At 64.8% G+C, this 18,891-nt stretch carries 16 protein-coding genes; 4 read left to right on the top strand and 12 right to left on the bottom strand.

Annotated features, from left to right (window positions below; genetic code table 11):
- Nucleotides 1-35: 35 nt before the first annotated feature.
- From CNO20_RS16130 to CNO20_RS16110, 5 genes are all read right to left on the bottom strand, one after another.
- Entirely contained in the window at nucleotides 36-755 is a 720-nt protein-coding gene (locus CNO20_RS16130) for an ABC transporter ATP-binding protein (RefSeq protein WP_101297136.1), read from the bottom strand.
- 1 nt (nucleotide 756) lies between these two features.
- A complete protein-coding gene (locus CNO20_RS16125; RefSeq protein WP_101297181.1) occupies nucleotides 757-1,467 on the bottom strand; it encodes an ABC transporter ATP-binding protein in 711 nt (236 codons plus the stop codon).
- Nucleotides 1,464-2,927 (bottom strand): amidase, encoded by a 1,464-nt coding sequence (locus tag CNO20_RS16120; RefSeq protein WP_101297135.1) that lies wholly within the window; start codon nucleotides 2,925-2,927, stop codon nucleotides 1,464-1,466. Before CNO20_RS16120 ends, CNO20_RS16125 begins: the two co-directional genes overlap by 4 nt.
- Before the next feature lie 159 nt (nucleotides 2,928-3,086).
- A complete protein-coding gene (locus tag CNO20_RS16115; RefSeq protein WP_101297134.1) occupies nucleotides 3,087-3,512 on the bottom strand; it encodes a GNAT family N-acetyltransferase in 426 nt (141 codons plus the stop codon).
- Between the two features lie 48 nt (nucleotides 3,513-3,560).
- Nucleotides 3,561-4,856 (bottom strand): ABC transporter substrate-binding protein, encoded by a 1,296-nt coding sequence (locus CNO20_RS16110; RefSeq protein WP_101297133.1) that lies wholly within the window; start codon nucleotides 4,854-4,856, stop codon nucleotides 3,561-3,563.
- Nucleotides 4,857-4,999: 143 nt separating this feature from the next.
- On the opposite strand from CNO20_RS16110, the gene CNO20_RS16105 reads away from it, so the two are divergent.
- The 3 genes from CNO20_RS16105 to CNO20_RS16095 all read left to right on the top strand — a co-directional run bounded on the left by CNO20_RS16105 (nucleotide 5,000) and on the right by CNO20_RS16095 (nucleotide 8,197).
- Nucleotides 5,000-6,259: a Zn-dependent hydrolase gene (locus tag CNO20_RS16105; protein WP_101297132.1), complete on the top strand. Its 1,260-nt coding sequence runs from the start codon at nucleotides 5,000-5,002 to the stop codon at nucleotides 6,257-6,259.
- Nucleotides 6,260-6,374: 115 nt separating this feature from the next.
- Entirely contained in the window at nucleotides 6,375-6,872 is a 498-nt protein-coding gene (locus CNO20_RS16100; RefSeq protein WP_101297180.1) for an Lrp/AsnC family transcriptional regulator, read from the top strand.
- Nucleotides 6,873-7,237: 365 nt separating this feature from the next.
- Nucleotides 7,238-8,197: an ROK family protein gene (locus CNO20_RS16095; RefSeq protein ID WP_101297131.1), complete on the top strand. Its 960-nt coding sequence runs from the start codon at nucleotides 7,238-7,240 to the stop codon at nucleotides 8,195-8,197.
- A 260-nt stretch (nucleotides 8,198-8,457) separates the two neighbouring features.
- Here the strand turns inward: CNO20_RS16095 and CNO20_RS16090 are convergent, their stop codons facing one another.
- The 7 genes from CNO20_RS16090 to CNO20_RS16060 all read right to left on the bottom strand — a co-directional run bounded on the left by CNO20_RS16090 (nucleotide 8,458) and on the right by CNO20_RS16060 (nucleotide 16,755).
- Nucleotides 8,458-8,871: a hypothetical protein gene (locus CNO20_RS16090; protein WP_101297130.1), complete on the bottom strand. Its 414-nt coding sequence runs from the start codon at nucleotides 8,869-8,871 to the stop codon at nucleotides 8,458-8,460.
- A gap of 26 nt (nucleotides 8,872-8,897) precedes the next feature.
- Entirely contained in the window at nucleotides 8,898-10,643 is a 1,746-nt protein-coding gene (locus CNO20_RS16085; RefSeq protein ID WP_199174876.1) for a sodium:solute symporter family protein, read from the bottom strand.
- Between the two features lie 51 nt (nucleotides 10,644-10,694).
- Nucleotides 10,695-11,006 (bottom strand): DUF4212 domain-containing protein, encoded by a 312-nt coding sequence (locus CNO20_RS16080; RefSeq protein ID WP_101297129.1) that lies wholly within the window; start codon nucleotides 11,004-11,006, stop codon nucleotides 10,695-10,697.
- Nucleotides 11,007-11,512: 506 nt separating this feature from the next.
- Nucleotides 11,513-11,962, bottom strand: a complete 450-nt coding sequence (locus CNO20_RS16075) for a universal stress protein (protein WP_101297128.1) — start codon at nucleotides 11,960-11,962, stop codon at nucleotides 11,513-11,515.
- Between the two features lie 186 nt (nucleotides 11,963-12,148).
- Nucleotides 12,149-12,925: an NAD(P)H-hydrate dehydratase gene (locus CNO20_RS16070; RefSeq protein WP_101297127.1), complete on the bottom strand. Its 777-nt coding sequence runs from the start codon at nucleotides 12,923-12,925 to the stop codon at nucleotides 12,149-12,151.
- A 714-nt stretch (nucleotides 12,926-13,639) separates the two neighbouring features.
- Nucleotides 13,640-14,770 (bottom strand): Gfo/Idh/MocA family protein, encoded by a 1,131-nt coding sequence (locus CNO20_RS16065; RefSeq protein WP_101297126.1) that lies wholly within the window; start codon nucleotides 14,768-14,770, stop codon nucleotides 13,640-13,642.
- 221 nt (nucleotides 14,771-14,991) lie between these two features.
- Nucleotides 14,992-16,755 (bottom strand): alkaline phosphatase D family protein, encoded by a 1,764-nt coding sequence (locus CNO20_RS16060; protein WP_158237436.1) that lies wholly within the window; start codon nucleotides 16,753-16,755, stop codon nucleotides 14,992-14,994.
- A 426-nt stretch (nucleotides 16,756-17,181) separates the two neighbouring features.
- Here CNO20_RS16060 and CNO20_RS16055 point away from each other — a divergent pair, with 426 nt between their 5' ends.
- A complete protein-coding gene (locus CNO20_RS16055; RefSeq protein WP_101297124.1) occupies nucleotides 17,182-18,840 on the top strand; it encodes a potassium channel family protein in 1,659 nt (552 codons plus the stop codon).
- Nucleotides 18,841-18,891: the final 51 nt, after the last annotated feature.

The following is an 18,891-nucleotide window of genomic DNA, read 5'->3' as shown; positions in this document are numbered from 1 at the left end:
GTGCGTACGGTCGTCTTTCGGTCGATACTCGGTCGTCATCCGTGTCGCTCTCCGATGTACATCCGCATGATCTCGTCCTCGTCGCGGAGCGCCTCGGTCTCGCCTTCGTACATCCGCTCGCCCTGATCGAGGACGTAGACGTACTCGGCGACGTCCAGCACCCGTCGCACGTTCTGTTCGATGATGATCATGTCCCGACCGCGCTCCTTCAGCCGCTCGACCTGGTCGAACACGTCGTCGACGAGGTCCGGAGCGAGTCCCGCGCTCGGTTCGTCGAGCAGGAGGATCTCCGGGTCGGGCATCAGCGCCCGGCCGAAGGCGACCATCATCTGCTGGCCGCCGCTGAGTTCGCCGGCGCGCTGGCGCTTCTTCTCTTCGAGCACCGGGAACATCTCGTACACCTCCCGGTACCGGCGTTCGAGAACGTCCCTGTCGTCGACGAGGAACGCGCCGATGCGGAGGTTCTCCTTGACGGTCATCTCCGGGAAGACGTTGCCGCCCTGGGGCAGCATGACGACCCCTCGCTCGACGACGTCGCGCGGGTGGGCGTTGGTGACGTCGTCGCCCCGCACGCGGATCGTCCCGTCCCAGACGTCGACGAGCCCGCAGACGGCTTTGAGCGTCGTCGACTTGCCCGAACCGTTCGGCCCGATGATGCAGTTGACGCGGCCGGGCTGGATCGAGAGAGTCAGGTCGTGCAGCACCTGGTTCTCCCCGTACCCCGCGTCGACCGCGTCGAGTTCGACGAGGCTCATCTCAGGCCCCCCCGAGGTACGCTTCCCGGACGCGCTCGTCGTTCCGTATCTCCTCGAACGTCCCGGTCGTGACCTGCCTGCCCGCGTTCATCACGATGACCCGCTCGCAGAGCTCACTTATCACGGACATGTCGTGTTCGATGACCAGGATGGCCGTCCCGCGCTCGTTTATTTGTTTGATGTCCGCGATGATCTCGTCCATCAGCGCCGGGTTGACGCCGGCGGCCGGTTCGTCCAGGAGGACGAGCTTCGGTTCGAGCATGAGCACGCGAGCCAGTTCGAGCAGCTTCTTCTGGCCGCCGCTGAGCGCGTCGGCGCGGTGCTCCGCGACGTGGTCGAGGTGGAGCTCTTCGAGGAGCTTCCAGATGCGCTCTTCGCGCTCCTTCGGCCCGTACGGGACGTTCGGAACGAGCATGTTCTCGAAGACGGTCATCCGACCGAACGGCTTCGAGATCTGGAAGGTGCGCCCGATGCCGCGCTTGGACACCTGGTAGGGCTTCATCCCCGTGACGTCGTCGCCGTCGAACAGGACCGCGCCGCCGGTCGGCGCGTGAAAGCCCGTGACGAGGTTGAGCGTCGTCGTCTTCCCCGAGCCGTTCGGTCCGATGAGGCCGACGAGCTCGCTCTCGTCGACGGCGATGTCGAGGCCGTCGACGGCGACGATGCCGCCGAAGGTCTTCGTCAGGCCGTCGGTGGCGAGGAGGGCGCTCACGTCGCCTCCGCGACGCCGGTCGGCGGGTAGGCGTCGTCCCACGGGAGTTCTCGTTCGACCGCCGCGCACGCCGCGACGACGTCGCGGTCGCCGAGCCGCGGCCCGACGAGCTGCATCCCGACCGGGAGCCCGTCGACGAAGCCGACCGGGACGGTCCCCGCCGGATTTCCGCTGAGGTTCAGCGGCCACGTCAGCGTCCACCCATGCATCGCGTGGACGGGCCGCCCATCGACGGTCGGCGCGTCGGCGTCGTGGTCGAATGCCGTCCGACTCAGCGTCGGCGTCGCCAGCACGTCGTACTCGGCGAGCGCGCGCCGTATCTCGTCGTAGACGGCCGTTCGGCGGCGTCGGGCCGCCGCGATCGCGCGCGCGTCGAGGTCGAGCCCCGCACGGATCCGCGAGCGCACCTCGGGCGTGACCGGGAGGTCGTCGTCGAGCAGGTCGACGCCGGCGTCGCGCTTCAGGTTCTCGTAGAGCCCGACGTAGCGCGCCTGGAGGATGCGTTCGAGCGCGTCGTGTTGCTCCTCCCACGAGCCGTCGAACTCGAAGTCGACCGCCTCGACCGTCGCCCCTGCCCCGGCCAGCCGATCCAGGGCCGTCTCGACGAGTTCTCCCACCTCCTCGGCGACCGCGAACCCGCCGAAATCGGGCGAGTAGCCGATCCGAAGGTCGGAGACGGCACCTCCGAGCGCGTCGGTGTACGCGGCCGTCGTCGCAGGGAGGCTGTAGGGGTCCGCCGCGTCGGGACCGGCCAGCACGTCCAGCGCGAGCGCCGCGTCGCCGACGCTTCGCGCGATCGGGCCGCGGAACGTGTACGGGAGCGCGCTCTCGAACGCGTCCGCCCGGGTCGGTCCCTCGGGGACCCGACCGAAGTCCGGCACGAGCCCGAAGACGCCGCAGGCGCTCGACGGAATCCGGATCGAGCCGGCGGCGTCCGAGCCGAGCGCGAGCGGCGCCAGCCCCGCGGCAACGGCGGCGGCGCTCCCGCCCGAGGAGCCGCCTGTCGTCTTCGTCGGATCCCACGGGTTGCCGGTGGTGCCGGCGACCGCGTTCTCCGTGACCGTCTTCCGTCCGAACTCCGGCGTGTTCGTCTTCCCGAGGACGACCGCCCCCGCCTCGCGGAGGCGGGCGACGACCGTGTCGTCCCGATCGGGGACGTGGTCGGCGAACGCCGCCGACCCGAACGTGGTGCGCACCCCCGCGACGCGGGTGAGGTCCTTGATCGCCACGGGCACCCCGTGCAGCGGGCCGAGGTCGTCGCCGCGCTCGACGGCGCGCTCCGCGTCGCGGGCCGCCTCCCGCGCTTCCTCGGCGCACACCGTGACGTAGGCGTTTATCAGCGGGTCGACCCGCTTGATGCGGTCGAGGTGCTCGTCGACGACGTCGACCGGCGAGAGCGCGCCGGCGCGAATCCTCGCCGCGATCGACCTCGCGGAGGCGAAGCAGACGTCTTCCGTCATTCGCCGACGGGCTCCTCCTCGGCGCGCCGCGACCGGCTGAAACGCGGAAGCGGCGGGTGCGTCGGTCGTCGACGCCGACGTCCGCGCGCTGGATCCGCGTCGGGAACGTTGGCGTTCTGTGCGTCGGTGTCCGGTGCCGCCCTCGCGGGCGGCGCGTTCTCAATCGAGATCATATTTGAACGAGTAACAGTAGGTGTCGTAGCCCATCCGCTCGGTGTAGAACCGGTGAGCGTCGTCGCGCCAGAGGCCGGATTCGAGTTCGACGGCGTCGCACCCCCGATCGCGCGCCCACTCGTGGACGAACCGGAGGAGGGCCTCGCCGTGTCCCTCGGATCGGCGGTCGGCCGTCGTGACGAGGTCGTACACGTATGCGTGTCGGCCGAGGTAGAAGTTCGTCGAGATCTTGACGCCCGCGACCGCGACGGGGTCGTCGCCGTCGTAGCGGGCGAAGAGGCGGTAGCCCTCCGCCTCCATCTCGGCGTACAGTTCCTCGAAGCGCTCGCGGTCGAGGTGATCCCGGAGCTCCCGGAGGACCGGAAACGCCTCCCGGCGAGCGGCGTCGGTGTCGACTTCCCTGATTTCCATGGTGTTTTGATCCGTAGCTGGGTCGGCGTCGGCCGCCCGTCACCGCGTTCAGTAGACGCTCTCGTCGAACTCCTCGGCGGCGAGGTCGAACGGCCAGACGAACGCGAGTTCGCCGCCGAGCACCTGGTAGCCGAGCGCCGGCTGCGTGTCCGAACCGCCCCAGGCCGCCTGGTGATTGTCCTGGAAGTCGATGTACCCCGTTCCGCCCTTGATGGGGTCGTGGTCGATGACCGTCCGTTGCCACTCCTCGACGCTGGCCGAGCGAAAGGCGTCGAGGCCGTCGAACGCCTTGACGTACTCTGCGATGACCTTCACGTTCTGGTACGAGAGCGCGGCGCTCCCCGTCATGTCGGCGTCGTACCGGTCGTTCCACGCCTGGAGGACGCCCTGCTCTTCGAGCAGTTTGTCGACGCGTCCCGCGTTCAGAAGCGTCACCGCGCCGTCGGCGCTGTCGCCCGCGGTGTTGCGCGCTTCGTCGATGGTGAGCCCGTAGTTATGGAAGAAGTGTACTCCCTCGAAGCCCGTCCCCGCGAACTGGTTCGCGAGGTTGCCGGCGCCGGTCGAAGAGGTCTGGACGGCCCACACCACGTCGGGATCGTTCGACTTGATGCGCGAGAGCAGTGAGGTGAAGTCGGTCTCGTCGAGGCTCACCTCGTCCTGCGAGACGACGTTCCACCCGATCTGGTCGAGTTCGTCCTGCATGAGATCCATGATGGAGAGCCCGTAGGACGTGTCCTCACCGATGAGCGCGATGGTCTTGTTTTCGTACGGGAAGTAGCCGATCTCCCGCTCCTGGAACTCCGTGATGAGCTGCTTCCAACCAACGGCGTACGCTTCCGACGGGGGCGCCGTCTTAAACACGTTCCACATATCTCGGTCGTTGATTTTCTGCACGATTTCGTTCGACACGGCCTCGTCGATTATCTGGGGTGTCTCCTGCTGGCTCGTCACCTCAACCGTGGCCAGCGCGACGTCGCTATGAAAGCCGCCGCCGATGACGTCGGCACCCTCTCCCTGGATGAGGCGGTTCACCTCGTTCCGTCCCGCCGACGGTTGGGACTCCGAATCGCCAAAGATCAATTCGACGTCCTGGCCGTGGACCCCGCCGTCCTCGTTTATCAGATCCTTCGAGAGCCTGGCGGCCATCCGCTTCTGCTCGCCGATGTTCGACGCCGGGCCGGAGAACGGGCCGTAGAATCCGATGGTGAGGCCGCCGTCGCCGCCACCACCGCCGCTGATCGCTCCTTCGAGGCACCCGGCGAGCGAGCCGAGCCCGACTGCTGCTCCGCCAACGCGGAGGAACTCGCGCCTCCCCGTTCCGGACGTGTTGTTATCATCCACCATGGCAGCAGATGCGACAGAACGGTTATAAAACTATCGTACATTGTTGGCCACAGCTCCAATCAACGAGCGCTATCGGAACTCTGTTCAGCAGATAATAAACATTTTGAACAAAAAATAAATACGCTGGTTCCCCGACCAGTATCATGGTACGCATTGATCGGGAGCGATTCAGAGCGGCGTTCGAACGGTACTCGGCGATCGGCGCGACCGACAACGGCGGACTCCACCGTCTGGCTCTCTCGGCCGCGGACGGCGAAGCGAGAGACCGGTTCGTCGCCGACCTCGAATCGCTCGGCCTGTCGGTTCGTATCGACGAGGTCGGCAACGTCTTCGGCCGGCGGGAGGGAGCGGATCCGGACGCGGCGCCGATCCTCGTGGGGTCGCACTTGGACTCACAGCCGTACGGAGGGCGGTTCGACGGCCAGCTCGGCGTGCTCACCGCGCTGGAGACCCTTCGATCGTTCGAGGACGCCAACCTTGTGACCGAGCGACCGATCGAGATCGTCAACTGGACGAACGAGGAGGGCGCGCGTTTCAAACCCGCGCTGATGGGGAGCGGCGCCTACGTCGGCACCCACGACGTCGACGTGGTCCTCGAAACGGCCGACGCCGACGGGACGACCGTCGCGGAGGCGCTCTCGGAGATCGGATACCGAGGCGAGTCGCCCTGCGGCCCGACCGAGACGCCGCACGCCTACCTCGAACTGCACGTCGAGCAGGGGCCGGTTCTCGAAGAACGGGAGCGGGAGATCGGCGTCGTCGAGGGCATCCTCGGGATGGCGTGGCTGGAGGCGACCGTCCGCGGCGACGCCGACCACGCGGGCCCGTCGCCCATGCACACGCGGTCTGACGCCCTCGTCGCGGCCGCGGACGTGGTCACGGGCGTCCGCCGCCTGGCCGGCCGCCTCGCGGACGACGCCGTGACGACCGTCGGCGAGTTCCGCGTCGAACCGAACTCCGTCAACGTGATCCCCGACCGGGCGACGTTCACCGTCGACCTCCGGTCGTACGACGAGGACGTCGTCGCCGCCGGCGTCGAGCGGGTCGACGCCGAACTGGCGGCCGCGTGCGAGCGCGAGGGGACGACCTACGAGCTCGACGAACTGTGGCGGATCCCCCACACCGAGTTCTCCCCGTGGGTCTGCGACGCGATCGAGGCGGCCGCGGAGGCGGTCGGTCGATCGTCCGTGCGCATGATCGGCGGCGCGGGACACGACGCGTCGTACCTGGCGGATCTGACCGACGCAGGACTCGTCTTCGTGCCGAGCGTCGACGGGAAGACCCACAACGAACGGGAGTTCACCAAGTGGACAGACGCCGTTGCAGGGGCAGACGCGTTCGCGGAGGCGGTTCGGCGACTCGCCGGTGCGCCCGCGGCGTCCGACGGGCGGGAGACCGCGTGATGGCCGCCGTTTCGCCGTCGCCCCGCCGTGGGGTACGCGAGCGCGCTCCGAGGTCGACCTGTCCAGACGGACCTGTAGCGCCGTACGCCACCCGGGGTTACGAGGTGTCGTGACCGTGGACGCACGCGACCTCGCGATCCTCAAGGCGGTGTACGGGCTCGGTACTCCGAGCCCGAAGCACATCGAGAGCGAGACTGGGATTCCGAAATCGACTATCCACTACCGGTTGAATAAACTCCGGGAGGCGGGAGTCCTCAAGAACGACCTGTACGAACTTGACGCCGCCGCAATCGGTCTCGACGTCACCGTCATAACTGAAGTATTGGCCGAGTTCGCCGAGGGGTACCACGAGAGCGTCGGATCGAGACTCGGCGAGATAGACGGCGTTTCGGACGTCTACTTCACGATGGGCGACACCGACTTCATCGTCGTTGCGCACCTCCCGAACGGCGCGTTCGTCCAGCGATTGATCGAGGAGTATGAGGCCATCGACGGTGTCGAACGGACGAGTTCGAAGTTCGTCATTGCGACGATTAAAGAGGAGCAGAATCCGATACACGCGTACCACTTCGACACCCTGCTCGAACTCGACCTGCAGTCGAACACGGAGTAACTCTGGCACTCGTGACTCCAAACGGTCAGGAACCCGCACTTATCGGAACAAACTCATTTGAGAACAGGTTGACGCGAGCCGAGTTGGTCCACATCTCTTGACGCAGCGGGTACAACGTACTTGACAATGCTTAACGCGTGATTTCCCTCTTCCCTTTCACGGGAACCGTGAACGAACTCGAAGAGACACGTTTAGATTGATATTGCGTACGGCTGTATTCCCCCCTCCTAATGCGTTCCTCGTTCACTCTGTTCGCTGCGGTGCTTCTTCAGAACGGGAACGTAGTCTGTAAGCATCACAAACCCAACCTTTTTCTATACGAGTTTCTATGAATTTATTAACAAACCGTCGTGAAAACCCGTTTAATGACTCAGCATGCGGTCTTCGATATTGGAAGTACGAATTTCAGGTACGCTCTCGCTACGTCCGGCGGTGAGTTCGCGACGCCGATCTATACCCGGAAAACGCCGTGTGAAGGAGTAGTTGATCGACTCCTCGCTAGCACGGCTGAATTAATCGATCAAGCTGACGGTTCGATCGAAAGTATTTGTATCGCGACTACGGGGTTAGTCGATCAAAAGAGAGGTATCATCGCTCGCTTCGACACGAGAATGGGTGTCCGAGATTTAACGAATCTCGACGTTCGAGACGAGCTAGTAGACCGATTTGCTATCGACGTCTACCTCGAGAACGACGTCAACGCCGCAGCGCTGGCGGAGTACTATTTCGGAGCAGGACGCGAGTACACGTCTCTCCTTCACGTCAACATCGGGTCCGGAATCGGCGCAGGAATCGTCGACCGTGCCCAACTCCTTCGTGGTGAAGACGGATTTGCTGGTGAAGTTGGCATGATCACGGTTTCCGAAGACGCTTCTCTGTCCGCGTCCGGAGTCCCCGGCGCGTGGGAAGCATACTGTTCCGGAGAAGGAATCGAGCAATTTGTCATTCAAAAGCTCAAAGATGAGAAACGCGAGACAGGATTGGACCAACTCACTCGATTTACGGCGAATGATCTCTTCGAGGTAGCTCGTACCGGGGACGCGGTTGCGCAGGATTATCTCGACGAAATTGGCCGATACAATGCAGTTGCTCTCAGCTCGTTACTTAACGTTCTAAACCCCGGTACTGTCACCTTTGGCGGAAGCGTTCCAATTAATAATCCGTCAGAGATACTCGATCCCCTCGAAGATCACGTACGAGAAAAGGCACTCGTCCCCGTTCCACCAATTCAACTCAGCGAACTCGGCTCAAAGGCCGGTCTCCTTGGTGCGCTCGCGGTCTGTACTCACGGTCGAACTGGTGCCGGCGAGCGCATCTCTCGTTGATCAGATTTCGAAAGTACGCTTCTGTGCCTTCGGCCACTACGTGATTCTCAAGGCCAAAGCCTCGTCCTTGACGGGGTGGATGCCGATCTCAAACCTCTACCCGAGCAGATAGAGGGGGATAGCACTTGGCCGCTTAGGCACCCTTTCTGGCTCCCCCTCTCCTCTACTACGGAACTCCGGAAAGTTGTGAGAAGAGTGTCTGAAGATAGTCCTTCAGCCTACTGCTGGAGTGGACCCGCTGCGCTTGACAGACGCGGCTCTCACACTCTCAGGGTTCCCCCATGAGATTCATCCGACCCTTCTTCCCGAACGAATGTCGAACCGAGCCACGCGGCCAGGGCGAAGATCGCGTACAAGGCCATGTCGGAGCGAGCGCCTTTGAGAAAGATCTGCAACGCGACGCCGATACCCAGTGCGGGGACTGTCAAGAGGATCGTCCGAACGACTCGCGGCAACCCCCGCTCTTCGGGGAGCGGCGCTACCAGGCTAAATCCGATTCCGAGCCACGTGCCGGCGAACACGAGCGCGAGTACGGTGACTACGTCGGTAGGCGTAAGAAAGGGATAGCCGCTCAGGTAGTGTAAGCCGAGGTAGAAGGCGTAGAGGACGAGCGAGACGCCCAGCGTTCTCCGAATCGAGAGCAACGCGAGTTCCGGTAGAGGCGGTCGGTACATAGATGACGCTGGGAAGGCGACAGCCGTCAGTTCGTCTCCCTCCGCCTCTCACCGCCGTCGGTTTCGAAACCCCCGTCGACCGCGGTAGTGGCAACGTCGGCTGATCCGCGCGGGAGCCGAATCTCCTCCACCATCTCGGCGATCTCCTCTGGCGGCGCGGGAGTCACCCGCGAGACGGTCAGCGCGACGGCGAAGTTGAGCACCGCGCCGATGAGCCCGACGCTCTGCTTTTCGAGACCGAGGAAAGTGGTGACGATCGGTTCTTGGAATCCGAGCACCGCGTCCGCGGTCATCAGGATTACCATGATCAGCGTGAAGCTCAGGCCAACGAGCAGGCCCGCGATGGCGCCTTCCTTGTTCATCCGCTGATCGAAGACGCCCAACAGGATCGGCGGAAAGAGACTCGCCGCGGCGATGCCGAAGGCGATCGCGACGACTTCCGCGACGAATCCCGGCGGGTTGATCCCGAGGTACGCCGCGACGACGGCTGCGATCAGGATGACGATCCGAGCGACGATGAGCCGCTCGCGCTCGGTGGCGTCCTGGCGGAAAATCTTGTAGTAGATGTCGTGCGAAACCGCGCTCGACATCGCAATGAGCAGTCCGTCGGCGGTCGAGAGAGCCGCGGCCAGCCCACCTGCGGCGACCAGGCCGATGACGATAGGTGCGAGCCCGGCGACCTCCGGCGTCGAAAGCACGATGATGTCCGGATCCAAAACGACTTCGCTGGCCTGGGAGGTGAGGCCCTGAGTCATCTGAATGACGCCGTCGCCGTTCTTGTCCTGGATGGTGAGCAACCCGGTTTCGGACCACCGCTGCACCCAGGGAATGCTCCTCGCTTGAGAGACCGGCGTGCCGTTGAGCGTCTGGATCAGGTTGAATTTCGCGAAGATGGCGAGCACGGGCGCGCTCAGATAGAGAAGCGCGATGAAGAACAACGCGTACCCCGCCGAGAGGCGCGCGTCGGACGCGCTCGGCACCGTGTAAAAGCGCATGATCACGTGCGGGAGTCCGGCCGTGCCGATCATGAGCGTCAGCGCGATCGCAAAGACCTGCCACTGGGTGTACTCGCGGAACGGCACGATGTACCGACCCATCTGGATGTCCGCCTGGAGCTGGCTGAGCCGCGTCGCGATGTCGCTCGTGACGAGCGCCGCCTGGGGGAAGGGGTTCCCCGTGAGGTTCAGCGAAATCGCGACCGTCACGATCAGGAAGGCCGTGATCAGGACCGTGTACTGGACCGCCTGGGTCCAGGTGATCGCCTTCATCCCGCCGATCACGCCGATGAGAGCGACGAGGCCGAGTGCGACGATGATGCCGAGCGTAATGTTGACCCCGAGGAATCGACTGAGGACGATCCCGACGCCGCGCATCTGCCCGGCGATGTAGGTGAGAGAGACGAAAAGCGTTGCGAGGGCGGCGACACCGCGCGCCGTGTTCGAGTAGTACCGATCGCCGATGAAGTCGGGAATCGTGTACTGGCCGTACTTCCGGAGGTACGGCGCGATCAACAGGGCGAGGACGACGTACCCGCCGGTCCAGCCGAGAAGGTATATCGCGCCGTCGAATCCCAGGATCGAAATCAGTCCCGCGAGCGAGATGAACGAGGCGGCGGACATCCAGTCGGCCGCCACCGCGGCGCCGTTAACCGTCGCCGGGATCGTTCGTCCCGCGACGTAGAAATCGTCCGGGTCTGCGACGTGCATCACGATGGCGATGGTGAAGTAGATCAGCAACGTCCCCACGATGAGAATCAAGCTCCACGTATTCACACCCAACCCCAGCTGGGCGAAAATCGGCGCAACGGACGACGTGGACAGCATCTAATCCTCCACCCCGAACTCGCGGTCGAGCTTGTTCATTCGCCACGCGTAGACGAAAATCAGGAGGACGAACACGATGATCGCCCCCTGCTGTGCAAACCAGAACGCGAGCGGCAACTCGCCGATGGTGACGGCGGTGAGCGGCTCGGCCAAGATGATCGCGGCCAGGAACGAGACGGCGAACCAGACGACGAACAGTCCGGCGATGAGTCTCAGGTTCCGTCGCCAGTACTCCTTCACGTCCGGTTGAGCGGGGGCGGCGTCCGTTTCCGGCTCCGTTCTCGTTTCGGTCGCCGATTCCGCTTCGCCCATTCTCACCGCCCTCCTCCGGACGTCGCTGTCGGCGTCGACTCGATCACGGGCGGCTCAGTCCGACCATTGTGTGTTGTGTTACCCTCTACCATAATCCGGGCCATGCGACCGATATCAATAAATTTTTTGTACAGTATTCCTGAGCGATACGAACGGACACATATCTTTATTAATATTCATTATATATAGTTAGAAGTGATTTCTTCCGAAGCACTAGCGAAACCGAAACTGAGCGGAAATTAATCGACCTCGCGTTTTTCCTCGCGCCGCCTTCGGTATCGGCGCTTAGCAACGGCCGCTTCCGACCTCGGGCTGACGCTCTCGGCTCGGGGCAGGGGCTCGCCGGCGAACTCCGGCTCTCTCCGTCGCGTCTCCGACGGCCGGCGAGAAGCGTCCGTTCGCCCTCCGTGCTCTTGAGTCCGACCCCGCGCTGACGCGCAGACGACTCAGGTGGGGCGGGCGACGGCGAAAACGAAGGCCGAGAAGGGAGGGATCCGAAGGATCCGTTAGCTGCGTTCCGCACCCCCTTGCTGCATCCGGACCAGCATCACCGGGACCTCCGTGTGCCGAACCACCCGCTCCGCGACGCTTCCGAGGAGCACGTGCCGGAGCCCCGCGCGCCCGTGCGTCCCCATGACGATGAGGTCGATGTCGTTGTCCCTCACGTACTCGAGGATTTCCTTGGACGGCGCGCCCTGGGCGAGCTCGGTGACGGTTTCGATTCCCTCTTTCTCGGCCCTGCTCGCGACTGCGTCGACGGCCTTCCGCCCGATACTCTCGCCCGTAGTGACGAACTCGTCGCGAAAGTCGACGTCCGGTGACGGGAGAGCGGACGTGTTGACCACGTACAGCGCGTGGAGCTCCGCGCCGTACTCCGCGGCGATGTCGAGCGCGTGTTCGAGTGCCTTCTCGGTGTGTTCGCTCCCGTCGGTCGGGAGAAGGATCTTCTGGTACATGATATATACTTCGACTCCTCTATATTTATAGATAATTAACCGCAGCGTACAAATTCAGCGGGCGAATCATGACGTTCTCTCACGGCCGGAGAACGGTTCACTCCCGTCGAATCTGACCGTCCGAACGGGTCGGACGGGGTCGGACGCACGTCCTGTCCGACTGGCAGTACGCTCGAACGCCCGATGTCAGCGAATGGTGTCGGGAATTCGATCGATGACGTCGGTGGCCACGAGACCGGCGCCGCGGTCGGCCGTCGCGAGTTCGCCGGCCTTCCCGACGATCCACGCGCCGAGTTCGGCCGCCTCGGCGCGGTTCAGACCCTGGCCGAGCAGGGAGGCGACGACGCCCGCCAGCGTGTCTCCCGTTCCGGCGACCGTCAGCGCCGCCGTGCCGGTCTCGTTTGTCGTCCGCTCGCCTTCGACGACGATCGTGTCGACGTCGCCGGTCACCACGACGACCGCGTCCGTCGACTCGGAGAATGCCTCCAGCGACCCGTACTCCTCGACGATGGTCCTCTCCTCCGAATCGTCCGGCGTGAAGACCGCGTTCGAGAAATCCCCGTCCAGCGCCGGTTCGATGGCGACCGCGTCGACGACGACCGGCGGGTCGACCGCCGCGAGCGTCTCGCGAACCGCCCGTCCGTCCGATCGGGTGAGACCGGGACCCACGACGAGCGCGTCGGCCCACCGACCGAGTTCGACCGCTCTGTCGACCGCTTCGTCGGAGAACCCCTCGCCGGGGTAGCGTCCGACGAGCAGGTTCGGCGAGTGCCCCGCGACAATCGGGTGTATCTCCGCCGGCGCGAGCGCCCGAACGTGGTCCGACCCGGTCCGCAGGGCCGCCATCCCGGTTATCGACGGCTGTCCCGTGAACTCGACGCTGCCGGCGACGACGCCCACTTTTCCGTCGCCCACGTCGGATTCGTCTAAATGGTTCGGGAGCGTCTGGATGAGACGGTCCATGGCGTCTCGTCGTTCGGGGGTAGCGCGGTTAGTTCTGCTGCCCGGTTCGCTCGACGGTGGGAGTACGGCGGTTCGCGTTTCTGGGAGAGTGCGACCCGGTCACGGATTCTCTGGAGCGCCGGTCACGGGACTGCGAACGAGGAGAGCGTTCAGTAGTCTTTCGGGTTGAGCGCTCGTACTCGAACTCCCCTTCGTGTTCGAGGTGCGCGTCGATGCTGACGACGACATCTCGATCGAGAACGTCGGAGGCATGAACAAATGTTGCGTCATCGAAATCTAGCCTCGTTTTCCGCTGCAGATCACAGTCGCTATCTTATCGCCGAAAGTGAGCCGATAGAGTTTGAATCCGTCCGACGCCGCCACCGAGTAGACGAAGTCCTGTATCTCCTCCGGTGCGTCGTCGTTAAAGTAGGCGCCGAAGATCGCACACACCGAGAACGATCCCCTGGTCGATTATCGCTCGTCTCCGCTTCGCTTGTTTCGACGCCGGTCGACAAGTACGTCCCCTACGGAGTGCTTCAGTTCGGTGCTCGACTTGTCGGCGTGACTGAGCGCTCCGCGCTTCGTTTTGATCGGGTTCTGAGTCTCTTTGCGCCTACCACAGCGTACGACCTGTTGGTTGCCTCAACAGGAGCACAGCCGTCACTTTGAACCTCACAACGAAAGATCGGGGTCTAGTGGGATGGGAATGGCTACGTTTGGACCGTTCTCCTCTCAGTCTTCGACCTGCTGCTCTTCCTCGGCGGGGTGGGGCGGTCGATCGTCCCCGATCGACGGCCGAAGGTCGCCGGATTCGACCATCGATTCGAGCGGGTGGTCGTACACGCCCGTGAGGGGGAGTTCGACGCGACCGCGACGGCGCGAGGACTCGTGGCCGGCGAACAGGATCTCCGTCGTGGCGAGCGCGCGCTCGGCTCGGAGTTCCGACTCGCGCCCCTCGTTGTGCGCTTCGACGACCTCGTCGATGGCGAGGTCGACTCGACCTTCGAACTCGTCCGCGACGTCGTGGGTTCGCCACCCCTCCCCGTCACGACGCGAGCGCAGCGCCGGCCCGTCTCGGCGGCCGATCTCGACCACCCCGTCGGCGCCGACGAGGCGGTGCCAGCAGTCGTAGAAGTCGTACGGACCGCCGGCGAGTTCGACGTCGTCCCCGGTCGCGGCGATCCCGTGCACGCCGTTCTCGTACTGCCAGGACACGAAGGCGTGATCGGCGGTGTGGACCCCGTACCGGACGTGCTCTTTCGTGTAGTCGACCTGTCCGAGAACCCAGGCGCCGCGGTGTTCGTCGTTGAACATCGCCGCGAGGTCGAGCGCGTGGGTCCCGTTGTCGAAGAAGTTGCCCCACGAGATCTCGATGCGCTTCAGCTCGCCGATCTCCCCGTCGTCGAGGAGGCGCTTCGCCTCGCGGAACGGCTCTCCGAACCGACGCTGGTGGCCGAACGTCAGCTGAACGCCGTGGCGGTCGCAGACGTGGGCCATCCCCCGCGCCTCGCCCCACGTCGACGCCATCGGCTTCTCGCAGTGGACGGCGTTGACCGAGTCCGCGCGGGCGCAGTCGACGACGATGTCGGCGTGCGTGGGGATCGGCGTACACACGCTGACGACGTCGGGGTCGGCGTCCTGAAGCAACGCCCCGTGGTTCTCGTAGACGCGCTCTTCCGAGACGTCGAACTCCGCGGCGAACCGCGACGCGTACTCGGGAACCACGTCGGCGCAGGCGACGATCTCGCAGTCCTCGCGCGCCGCGTACGCGTCGGCGTGACGGTACGCCCACGCGTGGCTTCGCCCGCTGATGTCGGTGCCGCGACCCGGACCGGTACCCACGACGGCCACTCGATTCACCATGGAAGCCCGTCCGCCGAACGGCCTGATATATTTTAGGCCGCGACACGCCGGCACCGCGTTTCTACCGGCAGGACGGCGGGGCGCTCGTCACTTGTCACGTCTGTCGACCCGGGTCATCGCGGGGGAGGCGCTAGAGGCGAAGATCCGGAGAGAGCAGTCCGAGAAGCGCCGTGTTCCGGAAGAGAAACTCCGATCGGATCGGAGTCACGTCAGCCGCGGGTCTAGATGTCCGCCTCGTTCTCCGGGAGGGGCGAATCGTCGGCTTCCAGTTCCTCGAGTTCGACCGTTCCTTCCGGAACTCGGTACTTCCGCAGCACCCCGCGGGCCACGCCCGGCTCGTCGACGGTGTCGTCGACCGCGTACGTCGTCCAGGTGAACTCCTCGGGGGTGAACTCGGCGACCGAGTAGCCGTTGTACTTCACGTCGATGAACTCGAAGTGGGGATTCTCTTCGAGGACGACCTCCTGCCACGTCTCGTTGGTGAGCTCCGGCGACTCCGACTCGACGTCCGTACGATTCTCTTTGCCCCAGAAGTCGGACGCCCACCCGTTGCTCGAAAGGCCCGGCGTCATGAATTCGATTCCGACGACGTCTTCCTCCGAGGGGATCGGCGTTCGCTGGAACGCGTCCTCGTAATCGAGCATCAGGTAGGAGACGAAGCTCGTGTGCCAGTCCCCGGTGAACGCGAGGAAATTCTCCACCCCGAAGTGCTCGAGCTGGCCCATGATCTCCTCGCGCTCGTGTTCGTATCCGTCCCACGAGTCGTAGTTGCGCCAGAACTGCCCGTCGTCGGTGAACGACATGACGAACTCCGAGATCGCCACTTCGTTCGCCCATGCCTTCCAGGTTGCGTCGGTCTCTTTGAGCGTGTCGAGGAGCCACTCGCGCTGTTCGAACCCGAGCATGGTTCGGTCGCCGTTGTCGCGCTCGGGGGCGTGAGGCGGAACGCCCCGCTGACGCCGACCGGCGGCGTCCCCGGCCGGCGGCAGCGACCGGAAGAGGCGCTCGTCAGTCACGGGGAGTTCGAGGAGATCGCCGAATCTGACGCTGCGCCACAGGCGGAGCGAGTCGAGCAGCGAATCCGCCGAAGGGTCGTATTCGACGCGGGCCGGGTTGTACTCCCACCACGCTTTGATCCCGTCGGCGAACAGTCGCGTGAGCGCCTCCGGGTCGTCCTTCAGGGGGTGATCCTCCGTCCACGGGCGCTCGTTCTCGTAGTCCCAGTAGCGGTTGTTGACGATCTCGTGGTCGTCCCACGTCGGAATCAGCGGGTGCCGTTCGAGCGCGCGCCGGAAGAACGCGTCCTCCCGGTACGTCTCCCAGAGGTGCCGGAAGTCTTCGAGGGTCCACGCGAGGTCGTGACCACTCGGCAGTTCGATCGATCGCCCCTCGAACGGCGAATCACCGGCGTACTCGTAGATCTGGTCGCCGAGGTGGACGATGTAATCGACGTCCTCGTCGGCGATGTAGTTGTAGGCGGGGTAGTAGCCGCTCTGGTAGGACTGGCAGGTGACGACCGCGAGCCGAACCGACTCCGGGCTGGCGTCCGGCTTCGGGAGCGTCCGAGCGCGTCCCGTCGGACTCGTGACCCCGGCGTGGTGGAACCGGTAGAAGAGGTGGCTGTCCGCCGGGAGCTCCCCGTCGAGATCCACCTTCACGACGTAGTTGTTGTCGGCTTTGACGCGCTCGGCGGCCACCTTCCCTTCGTACACGGGATCCGTGAAGGCCTCGTCGGTCGCCACCTGGACGTGGACGGGCTCCGACGACTGACACCGCTCCGAGGAGAGCTTCGTCCAGAGAATGATCCCCGACGGGGTCGGACCCCCGCTCGCGACCGAGAGGGGGAACATCCTCTCGCTCTTCTCGCCGCCCTTCCAGTCGACCGCCTCACTTTCGCCCGACTGCGGTACGATCCCCGTCACGATGTCGGGGTCGAGCGCCGCCAACGACATCCCACCGATAGCCGCGGCTCCCAGTGATTTCATCGCCGTTCGTCGATCGATGCCCTGTTCGCCCGGATGTGTATCGTTCGACATTGGACGAGTGTGCGGTCCATTTAATCCATCGTTACTTTTCATAATGGAACAACAGAAATAATGAGTCACATGCAGAGGCGATAGTAACGATATTGAGTTGGCGAGGGTGGTGAGACCGTTTCTAGGGCTATTGAATCCCCCTTACGGTTCTAAGCGTGCTCGTCGCGTCGTGGCCACCGCGATCGAGGGTACCCCTGTCAAGGGATTTTCGGCCTACTCGTTAGAATCGGATTCGACGTGATCTTCGGTGACACGCCACGGAGAGTGTTCGACTCGCCGAAAAAGTCGAACACCGTATCCGACTGACGACCCGCCGCTGCGACGAGCTTTTGGAGGGTCCGCGGCTATACCGACGGCAGGACAGGGAGCTATCGAATGCGCGAACTTCAGAACCTGAACGGGCTGCGCCCGCGGGACCTTTCGCGGCGTCAGCGGCTGCTGCTCGTCTACGTGGCCAGTCTCACCTCGGTCGTCCTCTTTTACACGGTCGTCTACAACGTCGGGATGCAGACGCTCGAAGGCCGTCCGCAGTCGATCTTCCGTTCGTTCCAGACGGTCACCGAGACGATGACGACGACGGGGTACGGCGCGGATTCGCCGTGGGCGACGCCGGCGATGAACTTGCTGGTCGTGACGATGCAGTTGACCGGCGTCGCGATCGGGTTCATCACGCTTCGCGTCCTCGTCATCCCGCTTTTCGAGCGGACGCCGCTCAACCTCGACGATCGACTCACGATAAAAAACGACCACGTCGTCGTCGCGGAGTACCAGCGCGACACCGACATCCTGCTCGCCGAACTCGAGGAACTCGACGTGGACTACGTCCTCCTCGAATCCGATCGGGAGGAGGCAAAGCGCCTCTCGGACGAGGGCTACCAGGCGATCCACGGCGACCCCGAGGACCGGGCCGACCTCGACCGGGCCGACATCGAGAAGGCGTCGCTGCTCATCACCGACGCCGGTGACCGCACCGCGAGCGTCGTCCTGACGGCGCTCGAAGCCAACGAGGACCTGCGGGTGATCAGCTTCACGGCCTCGATGCGTCGGCAGGCCGCGCTGGCCGAGATCGGCGTCGACCGGAGCGTCGCGCCGCACGCCCTCATCGGCCGGCGACTCGCCGAGAAAGCGACGACCTCCGTCGCGATCGACGACCTGGCCGACGGAGAGGCGGTCGCCATCCGCGAGATACTCGTCCGGCGAAACAGCCCGCTCCACGGCGTCCGGGTGCGCGACTCGCCGTTCGCGGCCCATCCGAAGCTGACACTGGTCGCAGGATGGTTCGACGGCGAGCTGCGCCTCCCTCCATCGCCCGAAACCCGACTCACGCCCAACGCCGTGTTGGTCGTCGCCGGTCCGGAGAGCGCGATCGACGAGGTCGCGAGCGAGGTGTCGAACGTCCGGACGCCGCGCGGCTCGGCGCAATCGCGCGTCCTCGTGGCGGGCCTCGGCGAGGGCGGAAACGCGGCCGTCGACGCGCTCCCGGAGGGTGTCCGAGTCACGACTGTCGACGAATCGGAGGACGCCACGCCCGACGTCGTCGGCGACGTCACCGAACCGGAGACGCTCGACGCGGCCGGCGTCGAGGACGCCTCGGCCCTGATCGTCACCGTCGACGACGACGCGACCGCCCTGTTGACGGTGGCGATGGCTCGCTCGCTCTCCGACACCGTGGAGATCCTGGCGCGCGTGACCGACGCCGAGAAGTCGGCGGCGGCGTTCAGAGCCGGCGCCGATTACGTTCTCTCCATTCAACGCGTGTGCGCACGGTTGGTCGCGGCGGAGGTCCACGGCGAACGAGTCGTGGACCCCGTGAGCCAGATCCGCCTCGTCCGGGCCGACGCCGCGCCGTTCGCCGGCGAGTCGCTGATGGCCGCGCGTCGCAACGCTGAGCGCGGCTGGACGGTGGTCGGATTCGCGCGCAACGGGGCCGTTCACACTGACGAACGCGCCACGATCGAGGCCGGCGACGAGGTGATCGTCGCCGGAAGCGACGACGCGATACAGGAGTTCGAGCGGACGGTCGATTCGTCATGACCGGCCCGAAGTCCGAGGGGCGTCCTCTCTGTCCGGCTGCGGGGCAGGACT

The organism is Halegenticoccus soli, assembly GCF_002844195.1.
Taxonomy (GTDB): domain Archaea; phylum Halobacteriota; class Halobacteria; order Halobacteriales; family Haloferacaceae; genus Halegenticoccus; species Halegenticoccus soli.
This window is presented reverse-complemented; position numbering and strand designations above follow the sequence as displayed.